The organism is Streptomyces sirii, from assembly GCF_045690365.1.
Classification (GTDB): Bacteria; Actinomycetota; Actinomycetes; order Streptomycetales; family Streptomycetaceae; genus Streptomyces; species Streptomyces sirii.
Map to the genome: position 1 here is coordinate 6,571,739 of NZ_CP147982.1, position 12,044 is coordinate 6,583,782.

6 protein-coding genes, 1 tRNA gene and 3 rRNA genes are annotated in these 12,044 nt (G+C 63.2%); 8 read left to right on the plus strand and 2 right to left on the minus strand.

All coding sequences use genetic code 11. The annotated features are described in order from the left end of the window. Positions 1-37: 37 nt before the first annotated feature. Positions 38-277: a hypothetical protein gene (locus WAB15_RS29685; RefSeq protein ID WP_393493601.1), complete on the minus strand. Its 240-nt coding sequence runs from the start codon at positions 275-277 to the stop codon at positions 38-40. A 232-nt stretch (positions 278-509) separates the two neighbouring features. Between WAB15_RS29685 and thyX the strand changes: the two genes are divergently transcribed. The 8 genes from thyX to WAB15_RS29725 all read left to right on the plus strand — a co-directional run bounded on the left by thyX (position 510) and on the right by WAB15_RS29725 (position 10,851). Further along, positions 510-1,268, plus strand: coding sequence for an FAD-dependent thymidylate synthase (gene thyX, locus WAB15_RS29690; protein ID WP_399151142.1), 759 nt, complete (start codon positions 510-512; stop codon positions 1,266-1,268). A 196-nt stretch (positions 1,269-1,464) separates the two neighbouring features. Continuing rightward, a complete protein-coding gene (gene dapA, locus WAB15_RS29695) occupies positions 1,465-2,364 on the plus strand; it encodes a 4-hydroxy-tetrahydrodipicolinate synthase (protein ID WP_399151141.1) in 900 nt (299 codons plus the stop codon). A 113-nt stretch (positions 2,365-2,477) separates the two neighbouring features. After that, complete coding sequence (locus tag WAB15_RS29700; RefSeq protein WP_399151140.1) at positions 2,478-4,163, plus strand: ribonuclease J; 1,686 nt, start codon at positions 2,478-2,480, stop codon at positions 4,161-4,163. A gap of 611 nt (positions 4,164-4,774) precedes the next feature. Beyond that, positions 4,775-6,303 (plus strand): 16S ribosomal RNA (locus WAB15_RS29705). 303 nt (positions 6,304-6,606) lie between these two features. Continuing rightward, positions 6,607-9,727: ribosomal RNA gene (locus WAB15_RS29710) — 23S ribosomal RNA — on the plus strand. 76 nt (positions 9,728-9,803) lie between these two features. Next, positions 9,804-9,920, plus strand: a 5S ribosomal RNA gene (gene rrf, locus WAB15_RS29715). Together the 16S, 23S and 5S rRNA genes form the textbook arrangement of a ribosomal RNA operon. A 116-nt stretch (positions 9,921-10,036) precedes the next feature. Beyond that, positions 10,037-10,714 carry a DegT/DnrJ/EryC1/StrS family aminotransferase gene (locus WAB15_RS29720; RefSeq protein WP_399150973.1) on the plus strand — a complete coding sequence of 226 codons (678 nt, stop codon included), beginning with the start codon at positions 10,037-10,039 and terminating at the stop codon, positions 10,712-10,714. Positions 10,715-10,775: 61 nt separating this feature from the next. Continuing rightward, a tRNA-Thr gene (locus WAB15_RS29725) sits at positions 10,776-10,851 on the plus strand. Positions 10,852-10,918: 67 nt separating this feature from the next. On the opposite strand, the gene WAB15_RS29730 is transcribed toward WAB15_RS29725, so the two are convergent. Further along, positions 10,919-11,962 (minus strand): YncE family protein, encoded by a 1,044-nt coding sequence (locus WAB15_RS29730; protein WP_407288086.1) that lies wholly within the window; start codon positions 11,960-11,962, stop codon positions 10,919-10,921. Between the last annotated feature and the right edge of the window lie 82 nt (positions 11,963-12,044).

A 12,044-nucleotide genomic window follows, 5' to 3' on the forward strand; every position in this document is an offset into this window, starting at 1 on the left:
GAGCGGAACCACCCGGTGGTCCGCCCCGCTCGCCCGTTCAGCGATGGGCCGCCTCGGACTGATGCGTCCGATTCGGGGCCGAGCTGTCCTGCTGCAGCGCGGGAACGCCGAACAGCAGGGCGCCGGCCAGGCCGCCCACGACTGTCAGCGTGATCAGTGACTGGCCGAGGAGCTGCGCGCGGGAGGCGCGCTCGCGCGGCGGGGGAGTGACATTGCTGCGGAACCGGTCTGCCTCGGCAACGAAGGCGAACGGGACGGGCTCTCGCCGGCGGAACATGAGCGGGCTCTCCTAGGAACCTCGAAGTGGGCACTGTCACAGGGTTAGACGTATGTGGCGTCCGATTGGTGCCCGTTTTCCGAGACTTCTGTGAAAAATATCAACTCCCGCTCCACGCCCTGCTACAGGCCGTCCCTTTTGCGGCTAACGCGGCATCACGCCGCATTCTCTCGGCTGTCAGTGCCGGGCCGTAGGCTGGTCGCGCACGAGGATCGAACGGAAGGAACCGCCGGTGTCCCACACCCCCGCCGAGAGCACTGAGAGCCCTGACGGCGCAGCCGTCAGCTTCCGGAGCGAGGTGACGGTCGAGCTGGTCAAGCACAGCGCCGCGGACAGCGACGTGCTGTGGGCGGCCCGCGTCTCCACGGCCGGCGAGCAGTCCCTCGAGGAGCTGCAGAAGGACCCGGAGCGCTCCAAGGGCTTGATCAACTACCTGATGCGGGACCGGCACGGCAGCCCCTTCGAGCACAACTCCATGACGTTCTTCATCAGCGCGCCGATCTTCGTCTTCCGCGAGTTCATGCGCCACCGCGTCGGCTGGTCGTACAACGAGGAGTCCGGTCGCTACCGCCAGCTGGACCCGGTCTTCTACGTCCCCGGGGAGTCCCGCAAGCTCGTCCAGCAGGGCCGCCCCGGCAAGTACGAGTTCGTCGAGGGCACCCAGGCGCAGCAGGAGCTCACCGGCCGCGTCATGGAGGACTCCTACCGCCAGGCGTACGAGGCCTATCAGGAGATGCTCGCCGCCGGCGTCGCCCGCGAGGTCGCCCGCGCCGTGCTCCCCGTCGGTCTGTTCTCCTCCATGTACGCGACCTGCAACGCACGCTCCCTGATGCACTTCCTCGGCCTGCGCACGCAGCACGAGCAGGCGAAGGTGCCGTCCTTCCCGCAGCGCGAGATCGAAATGGTCGGGGAGCAGATGGAGGCCCACTGGGCCAAGCTCATGCCGCTCACGTACGGCGCATTCAACGCCAACGGTCGGATCGCGCCGTAAAGCCCAGGCGGCGGGCCGGGCGCCGGGCCCGCAGGGCAGGCATGCGAGATGTCCGGATTGCGGCCCTTTGAGAAGTTCATCTACGCTGAACAGACGGACCCGGCACTGCTTGAACCCCCGAGCAGGCAGTGCCGGAGTCCACATCCCTGCTCCCCGGAGGCGCACCCCGCGGTGAGCTACGAGTAGCGTGGGACCCATGGCTCCGACTTCCACACCGCAGACCCCCTTCGGGCGGGTGCTGACCGCAATGGTCACGCCGTTCACGGCGGATGGCGCCCTCGACCTCGACGGCGCGCAGCGGCTCGCCGCACACCTGGTGGACGCCGGTAACGACGGCCTCGTCGTCAACGGCACCACCGGAGAGTCCCCGACCACGAGCGACGCGGAGAAAGCGCAGCTCGTCCGCGCCGTGGTCGATGCGGTCGGCGATCGTGCCTTTGTCGTCGCCGGAGCCGGCACCAACGACACCCACCACAGCCTCGAGCTGGCCCGCGCCGCCCAGGACGCCGGCGCCCATGGCCTGCTCGCGGTGACGCCGTACTACAGCAAGCCGCCGCAGGAGGGCCTGCTGCGGCACTTCACGGCCATCGCGGACGCCACCGACCTGCCGGTCATGCTCTATGACATCCCCGGCCGCAGCGGCGTCCCGATCAACACCGAGACCATCGTCCGGCTGGCCGAGCACCCCCGGATCGTCGCCAACAAGGACGCCAAGGGCGACCTCGGCCGCGCCAGCTGGGCCATCGCGCGCTCCGGCCTCGCCTGGTACAGCGGCGACGACATGCTGAACCTCCCGCTGCTCTCGGTCGGAGCCATCGGGTTCGTCTCCGTGGTGGGCCATATCGTCACCCCCGAGCTGCGCGCCCTCCTGGACGCCCACCTCAACGGCGACGTCACCAAGGCCACCGAGATCCACCAGAAGCTGCTGCCCGTCTTCACCGGCATGTTCCGCACCCAGGGCGTGATCACGACCAAGGCCGCCCTCGGCCTGCAGAACCTGCCCGCCGGCCCGCTGCGCCTGCCGCTCGTCGAGCTCTCCCCCGAGGAGACCGAACAGCTCAAGCGCGATCTCGCCGCCGGCGGGGTACAGCTCTGAACACAGACTTCATAACTGAATACGGACCAACAACCGCCACATAGCAAGTGCACGAATGTCATGCGCGCCACGTGCCTCGACGGCAGCGTGGCGTGTGTGGTGAGGAGAGTCTTTTGAGTCATCCGCATCCTGAGCTCGGCGCGCCGCCGAAGCTTCCCAAGGGCGGCCTGCGCGTCACCCCCCTCGGCGGCCTGGGGGAGATCGGCCGCAACATGACGGTCTTCGAATACGGTGGCCGGCTGCTGATCGTCGACTGCGGAGTGCTCTTCCCCGAGGAGGAGCAGCCCGGAATCGACCTGATCCTGCCGGACTTCTCGTCCGTCAGGGACCGCCTCGACGACATCGACGGCATCGTGCTCACGCACGGCCACGAGGACCACATCGGCGGTGTCCCCTACCTCCTGCGCGAGAAGCCGGACATCCCGCTGATCGGCTCCAAGCTGACCCTCGCCCTGATCGAGGCCAAGCTCCAGGAGCACCGGATCCGCCCCTACACCCTGGAGGTGAAGGAGGGGCACACCGAGAAGATCGGCTCCTTCGACTGCGAGTTCGTCGCGGTCAACCACTCCATCCCCGACGCGCTGGCCGTCGCCATCCGCACCCCCGCGGGCATGGTCGTCCACACCGGCGACTTCAAGATGGACCAGCTCCCGCTGGACCGCCGCCTCACCGACCTCCCCGCGTTCGCCAGGCTCGGCGAGGAGGGCATCGACCTCCTCCTCTCCGACTCCACGAACGCCGAGGTCCCCGGCTTCGTCCCGCCCGAGCGCGATATCTCCAACGTGCTGCGCCAGGTGTTCGCGAACGCCCAGAAGCGGATCATCGTCGCCAGCTTCGCCAGCCATGTGCACCGCATCCAGCAGATCCTCGACGCGGCCCATGAGTACGGCCGCCGGGTCGCCTTCGTCGGCCGCTCGATGGTCCGCAACATGGGCATCGCCCGTGAGCTGGGATATCTGAAGGTCCCGGCAGGCCTGGTCGTCGACGTCAAGACCCTCGACGACCTCCCCGACGACGAGGTCGTGCTGGTCTGCACGGGCTCCCAGGGCGAGCCGATGGCGGCGCTGTCCCGGATGGCCAACCGCGACCACCAGATCCGGATCGTCCAGGGCGACACGGTGATCCTGGCGTCCTCGCTCATCCCCGGCAACGAGAACGCGGTCTACCGGGTGATCAACGGACTGACCCGCTGGGGCGCCAACGTCGTCCACAAGGGCAACGCCAAGGTCCATGTCTCGGGCCACGCCTCGGCCGGCGAGCTGCTGTACTTCTACAACATCTGCAAGCCGAAGAACCTGATGCCGGTGCACGGCGAATGGCGCCATCTGCGCGCCAACGCCGAGCTGGGTGCGCTGACCGGTGTGCCGAAGGACCGGATCGTGATCGCCGAGGACGGCGTCGTGGTCGACCTGGTCGACGGCGTCGCGAGGATCTCCGGCAAGGTCCAGGCGGGCTATGTCTACGTCGACGGCCTGTCGGTCGGCGATGTCACCGAGGCCCACCTCAAGGACCGCCGGATCCTGGGCGACGAGGGCATCATCTCCGTCTACTTGGTCGTGGACAGCAGCACCGGCAAGATCGTCGGTGGCCCGAACATCCACGCCCGCGGCTCGGGAATCGACGACGCCGCCTTCTCCGCCGTGATCCCCAAGATCGATGAGGCCCTCGCCAAGTCGGCTCAGGACGGCATCACCGAGCCCCACCAGCTCCAGCAGCTGGTCCGCCGCTCGGTCGGCAAGTGGGTGTCGGACAACTACCGTCGCCGCCCGATGATCCTCCCTGTGGTCGTCGAGGTCTGACGCACAGAGTCGTACGAAGGTACTCAAGTCGGAGCGGGGCGCCTGGATTTGCATCCAGGCGCCCCGCTCCAGTACGTTTACGGCTCCGCCTGAACGGGAAGCCCCGCGCGCTGTGCGTACGGATCGCTTCCCACACCAGACGGAATTCCGACCCAGAGGAATCTGATAAAGTCGGATCAGCCGAAAGGCAAAACTCCTCCGACGAAAATCGGAACCGGAATCCAAGCGAAACCGGATCTGATAGAGTCGGAAACGCGAAGAAGTCGAAAGACCGAAACGCACCGGCGAAAATCGGAGCCGCAAGGATCTGATAGAGTCGGAAACGCAAGACCGAAGGGAAGCGCCCGGAGATCCTGGTGAAACAGGAACAAAGGAAGCGTCCGTTCCTTGAGAACTCAACAGCGTGCCAAAAGTCAACGCCAGATATGTTGATACCCCGTCGACCGGAAACATCCGGGAGATGAGGTTCCTTTGAAAGTCCTACCAGCACAATGTGCGGGTAGGCAACACACAGCGAGGACGCTGTGAACGAGCAGGCTTATTCCGCCTGCTTGTTCCGCTCAACGCGAGTGTCACCCGCCGTTTTTCATTAAACGCAGTCGGGTAAAGCATTCACGGAGAGTTTGATCCTGGCTCAGGACGAACGCTGGCGGCGTGCTTAACACATGCAAGTCGAACGATGAACCTCCTTCGGGAGGGGATTAGTGGCGAACGGGTGAGTAACACGTGGGCAATCTGCCCTTCACTCTGGGACAAGCCCTGGAAACGGGGTCTAATACCGGATATGACGCGCGACCGCATGGTCTGTGCGTGGAAAGCTCCGGCGGTGAAGGATGAGCCCGCGGCCTATCAGCTTGTTGGTGGGGTAATGGCCTACCAAGGCGACGACGGGTAGCCGGCCTGAGAGGGCGACCGGCCACACTGGGACTGAGACACGGCCCAGACTCCTACGGGAGGCAGCAGTGGGGAATATTGCACAATGGGCGAAAGCCTGATGCAGCGACGCCGCGTGAGGGATGACGGCCTTCGGGTTGTAAACCTCTTTCAGCAGGGAAGAAGCGAGAGTGACGGTACCTGCAGAAGAAGCGCCGGCTAACTACGTGCCAGCAGCCGCGGTAATACGTAGGGCGCAAGCGTTGTCCGGAATTATTGGGCGTAAAGAGCTCGTAGGCGGCTTGTCACGTCGGATGTGAAAGCCCGGGGCTTAACCCCGGGTCTGCATTCGATACGGGCAGGCTAGAGTTCGGTAGGGGAGATCGGAATTCCTGGTGTAGCGGTGAAATGCGCAGATATCAGGAGGAACACCGGTGGCGAAGGCGGATCTCTGGGCCGATACTGACGCTGAGGAGCGAAAGCGTGGGGAGCGAACAGGATTAGATACCCTGGTAGTCCACGCCGTAAACGTTGGGAACTAGGTGTGGGCGACATTCCACGTCGTCCGTGCCGCAGCTAACGCATTAAGTTCCCCGCCTGGGGAGTACGGCCGCAAGGCTAAAACTCAAAGGAATTGACGGGGGCCCGCACAAGCAGCGGAGCATGTGGCTTAATTCGACGCAACGCGAAGAACCTTACCAAGGCTTGACATACGCCGGAAAACCCTGGAGACAGGGTCCCCCTTGTGGTCGGTGTACAGGTGGTGCATGGCTGTCGTCAGCTCGTGTCGTGAGATGTTGGGTTAAGTCCCGCAACGAGCGCAACCCTTGTTCTGTGTTGCCAGCATGCCCTTCGGGGTGATGGGGACTCACAGGAGACTGCCGGGGTCAACTCGGAGGAAGGTGGGGACGACGTCAAGTCATCATGCCCCTTATGTCTTGGGCTGCACACGTGCTACAATGGCCGGTACAATGAGCTGCGATACCGCGAGGTGGAGCGAATCTCAAAAAGCCGGTCTCAGTTCGGATTGGGGTCTGCAACTCGACCCCATGAAGTCGGAGTTGCTAGTAATCGCAGATCAGCATTGCTGCGGTGAATACGTTCCCGGGCCTTGTACACACCGCCCGTCACGTCACGAAAGTCGGTAACACCCGAAGCCGGTGGCCCAACCCCTTGTGGGAGGGAATCGTCGAAGGTGGGACTGGCGATTGGGACGAAGTCGTAACAAGGTAGCCGTACCGGAAGGTGCGGCTGGATCACCTCCTTTCTAAGGAGCACTTCTTACCAAGCCTGGCTTGGTCAGAGGCCAGTACATCAGCGAATGTCTGATGCTGGTTGCTCATGGGTGGAACGTTGACTATTCGGCACGGTTTCTGAGGGTTCATTAGTACTGCTTCGGCGTGGAACGTGGGTCTTGGGGGATCGTGTCGGGCACGTTGTTGGGTATCTGAGGGTACGGACTGTGAGTCTGGACCTTCGCGATGCCGGCCCCAGTGAACTCAGCCTTCGGGTTGGGGTGGTGGGTGGCTGGTCGTTGCTTGAGAACTGCACAGTGGACGCGAGCATCTGTGGCCAAGTTTTTAAGGGCGCACGGTGGATGCCTTGGCACCAGGAACCGATGAAGGACGTGGGAGGCCGCGATAGGCCCCGGGGAGCTGTCAACCGAGCTTTGATCCGGGGGTGTCCGAATGGGGAAACCCGGCAGTCGTCATGGGCTGTCACCCATACCTGAACACATAGGGTATGTGGAGGGAACGCGGGGAAGTGAAACATCTCAGTACCCGCAGGAAGAGAAAACAACCGTGATTCCGGGAGTAGTGGCGAGCGAAACCGGATGAGGCTAAACCGTATTGGTGTGATACCCGGCAGGGGTTGCCAGTGCGGGGTCGTGGGAGTTCTCTTTCATCGTCTGCCGGCGATGAGACGAGTCAGAAACCGTTGATGTAGGCGAAGGACATGCGAAAGGTCCGGCGTAGAGGGTAAGACCCCCGTAGCTGAAACATTGACGGCTCGTTTGAGAATCACCCAAGTAGCACGGGGCCCGAGAAATCCCGTGTGAATCTGGCGGGACCACCCGTTAAGCCTAAATATTCCCTGGTGACCGATAGCGGATAGTACCGTGAGGGAATGGTGAAAAGTACCGCGGGAGCGGAGTGAAATAGTACCTGAAACCGTGTGCCTACAAGCCGTGGGAGCGTCGCACAAGGACTTGTCCTTGTGTCGTGACTGCGTGCCTTTTGAAGAATGAGCCTGCGAGTTTGCGGTATGTTGCGAGGTTAACCCGTGTGGGGAAGCCGTAGCGAAAGCGAGTCCGAATAGGGCGTTGAGTAGCGTGCCCAAGACCCGAAGCGGAGTGATCTAGCCATGGGCAGGTTGAAGCGGAGGTAAGACTTCGTGGAGGACCGAACCCACCAGGGTTGAAAACCTGGGGGATGACCTGTGGTTAGGGGTGAAAGGCCAATCAAACTCCGTGATAGCTGGTTCTCCCCGAAATGCATTTAGGTGCAGCGTCGTGTGTTTCTTGCCGGAGGTAGAGCACTGGATAGGCGATGGGCCCTACCGGGTTACTGACCTTAGCCAAACTCCGAATGCCGGTAAGTGAGAGCGCGGCAGTGAGACTGTGGGGGATAAGCTCCATGGTCGAGAGGGAAACAGCCCAGAGCATCGACTAAGGCCCCTAAGCGTGTGCTAAGTGGGAAAGGATGTGGAGTCGCAGAGACAACCAGGAGGTTGGCTTAGAAGCAGCCACCCTTGAAAGAGTGCGTAATAGCTCACTGGTCAAGTGATTCCGCGCCGACAATGTAGCGGGGCTCAAGCACACCGCCGAAGTCGTGTCATTGCAGCATGAGGGCCAACGCCCGCTGTGATGGGTAGGGGAGCGTCGTGTGCCGGGTGAAGCAGCCGTGGAAACGAGTTGTGGACGGTTCACGAGTGAGAATGCAGGCATGAGTAGCGATACACACGTGGGAAACGTGTGCGCCGATTGACTAAGGGTTCCTGGGTCAAGCTGATCTGCCCAGGGTAAGTCGGGACCTAAGGCGAGGCCGACAGGCGTAGTCGATGGACAACCGGTTGATATTCCGGTACCCGCTTTGAAACGCCCAATATCGAATCCATTAATGCTAAGGCCGTGAAGCCGGCCTGGAGTCTTCGGACAAAGGGACGTGGTGGAGCCGCCGATCCAAGGTGGTAGTAGGTAAGCGATGGGGTGACGCAGGAAGGTAGTCCAGCCCGGGCGGTGGTTGTCCCGGGGTAAGGGTGTAGGACGCTGTCTAGGCAAATCCGGACAGCATATAAGTCTGAGACCTGATGCCGAGCCGATTGTGGTGAAGTGGATGATCCTATGCTGTCGAGAAAAGCCTCTAGCGAGTTTCATGGCGGCCCGTACCCTAAACCGACTCAGGTGGTCAGGTAGAGAATACCGAGGCGTTCGGGTGAACTATGGTTAAGGAACTCGGCAAAATGCCCCCGTAACTTCGGGAGAAGGGGGGCCATTTCCGGTGATGGGATTTACTTCCTGAGCTGGGGGTGGCCGCAGAGACCAGCGAGAAGCGACTGTTTACTAAAAACACAGGTCCGTGCGAAGCCGTAAGGCGATGTATACGGACTGACGCCTGCCCGGTGCTGGAACGTTAAGGGGACCGGTTAGTCACATTTCGGTGTGGCGAAGCTGAGAACTTAAGCGCCAGTAAACGGCGGTGGTAACTATAACCATCCTAAGGTAGCGAAATTCCTTGTCGGGTAAGTTCCGACCTGCACGAATGGCGTAACGACTTCTCGACTGTCTCAACCATAGGCCCGGTGAAATTGCATTACGAGTAAAGATGCTCGTTTCGCGCAGCAGGACGGAAAGACCCCGGGACCTTTACTATAGCTTGATATTGGTGTTCGGTTCGGCTTGTGTAGGATAGGTGGGAGACTTTGAAGCCGTGACGCCAGTCATGGTGGAGTCATTGTTGAAATACCACTCTGGTCGTGCTGGATGTCTAACCTGGGTCCGTGATCCGGATCAGGGACAGTGTCTGGTGGGTAGTTTAACTGGGGCGGTTGCCTCCTAAAGAGTAACGGAGGCGCCCAAAGGTTCCCTCAGCCTGGTTGGCAATCAGGTGTTGAGTGTAAGTGCACAAGGGAGCTTGACTGTGAGACTGACGGGTCGAGCAGGTACGAAAGTAGGGACTAGTGATCCGGCGGTGGCTTGTGGAAGCGCCGTCGCTCAACGGATAAAAGGTACCCCGGGGATAACAGGCTGATCTTCCCCAAGAGTCCATATCGACGGGATGGTTTGGCACCTCGATGTCGGCTCGTCGCATCCTGGGGCTGGAGTCGGTCCCAAGGGTTGGGCTGTTCGCCCATTAAAGCGGTACGCGAGCTGGGTTTAGAACGTCGTGAGACAGTTCGGTCCCTATCCGCTGTGCGCGTAGGAGTCTTGAGAAGGGCTGTCCCTAGTACGAGAGGACCGGGACGGACGAACCTCTGGTGTGCCAGTTGTCCTGCCAAGGGCATGGCTGGTTGGCTACGTTCGGAAAGGATAACCGCTGAAAGCATCTAAGCGGGAAGCCTGCTTCGAGATGAGGGCTCCCACCTCCTTGAGAGGGTAAGGCTCCCAGTAGACGACTGGGTTGATAGGCCAGATATGGAAGCCGGGTAACCGGTGGAGTTGACTGGTACTAATAGGCCGAGGGCTTGTCCTCAGTTGCTCGCGTCCACTGTGTAGGTTCTGAAGTAACGACCGTTGAGTCATGCTCCGGTTGGTTAACTTCATAGTGTTTCGGTGGTCATAGCGTTAGGGAAACGCCCGGTTACATTCCGAACCCGGAAGCTAAGCCTTTCAGCGCCGATGGTACTGCAGGGGGGACCCTGTGGGAGAGTAGGACGCCGCCGAACAATTCTTCAGCTCTGGTCCCTGAACCTTCGTGGTTCAGGGACCAGAGCTTTTTTGTTCTGATTTTCGGGTGGTGGGTGTAACGCGACGTTCACCTCATCTGACGAGGATCCGCCTCATGGGCACAGTGGGAACACTCAGGGCGGCCGGCGTACGCGCCGGTGACGAGGTCGTGTTGTCGGCGTACGGCAACGCCGAAGTGGCCCGGGCCGTGGTGGAGCTGGGCGCGGTGCCGGTGTTCGCCGAGGTGGATGCCGAGAGCTACTGCCTGGACCCGGCCGCGGTCGCGGACGCGGTGACCAGCCGGACCGCTGCCGTCGTGGCGATGCACCGGTTCGGGCGGCGGGCCGACGTCGGCTGGATCCGTGAAGTGGGGCAGCGGCACGGGCTGTTGGTGCTGGTCGAGGACGAGCCCGGGGCGGATCCGGCCGGGGCGGAGCTGCGTCGGGCGCATGCGGCGTATCTGGACAGCCGGCTCAACGGGGTCTGGACGCCGAAGCCGGCGGCGGGGCACACCTATGAGCAGTATGTGGTGCGGGTGCCGGGGAACGGGCGGCCGGACCGGGACGCGTTCGGGCGGGCGTTGCGTGCCAAGGGAGTTGTGTGCAAGGTGCCCGTGCTGGCGCCGGTCTACCGGATGCCGGGGTTGCGGCGGGATGTGTTTCTGCCGGAGACCGAGCGTGCGGTGGACGAGACGCTGGCGCTGCCCGTGCACATGGGAATGTCTCGGCGGGAGCTGCACAAGATGGTCGGTGCCTGCAATGCGCTGGGCGGATTGCTGCAGCCGGCCTTTTAGGCACGGTGGCGTCCGGTTCGAACTCGCCGCGGAGTTGGGGTAATATTCTTTCCGTTGCTGCGCCCCAATAGCTCAGTCGGCAGAGCGTCTCCATGGTAAGGAGAAGGTCTACGGTTCGATTCCGTATTGGGGCTCCAGAGGGCAAAGGCCCCCGCCGTTCGGCGGGGGCCTTTGCCGTATGCGCATGCGGTGTGCGGCGGCGGGTCAGTTCTTCGCGGGGATATAGGCCAGGCCGTGGGCACCGGAATCGTCGGTGCGATCGACCGTCAGAGTGGTGACGGGGCTCAGGTCCTGGAGGTCGACGACGGTCACCGTGTTGTCCAGGAGGCCGGAGACGTACGCGAGGCGGCCGTCGGGGGAGGAGGTGATGGTCAGGGGGAATCGCCCGACCTGTACTTCTCCGCGGGGGGTGAGGGTGTCGGGGGCGAAGACGGTCAGGGCGCCCGGGAGTTGGGTGCCGAGCGGGCCGCCGGAGGTGGTGGCCTGGCGCAGTTCGCCGGCGAGGAGGGTGCCGTCGGCGGTGGCGTGGACGGGCATGGTCTGGCCCTTGGTGGGGAGCGTGCGGACGGTCTCGTGGGTGGCGGTGTCGATGACGTGGAGGGCCGTGGGCGCCGGCGACGGCGTGGGGAACTCGGCCTTGGGGGCGGCGACGTAGACATGGCGGCCATCGGGGGCGACGGCGAGGCCTTCGCTGCCGGGGACGGGGATGCGGTGGGTGCAGACCCCGCGGACGAGGTCGACGACGGACACGAACGGGGCTTCCTTGTTGGTGGCGTAGCCGTGCCGTCCGTCGGGGGTGACGGTGAACCAGTGTGGGCCGGGAGCCATGGTGGAGATCCGGCCGAGGCGGGCGTGGGTGCGGGTGTCGATGACCACGACGCCGCCCGGCTCGGTGTCGGTGGCCTCGACGCTCACGTACAGCCGCGAGCGGGTGCGGTCCAGAGCCAGGCCGTGCGGGGCGTGGTCGGGGGAGATGTCGAGGGTCGCGACGATGGTGCGGGTGTCGACATCGATGACGGTGACCTCGTGGGACCGGCCCGTGTTGGCGTGGTAATAGCCGGAGCGGTAGGTGCTGGCGCAGTAGAGCAGCCGGCGGTCGGGGTCGAAGCACAGCTCGTGCGGCTGCGGCGGCACCCGCAGGACGTCGAGGCGCTCGTGGGTGGCGGCGTCGAAGAAGGTGACGGTGGAGCCGGTCTGGCTGACGACGGCGAGCTGATCGCCGGGCGAACCCGCGGTGGTAGGAGTCATGTGCCGTATCGTGCGCGGCCGTTGGGGCCGACTCCACTGCAGGTCGGGCACGGGTGCAGTGCACCGTACGCAAGGATGCTGG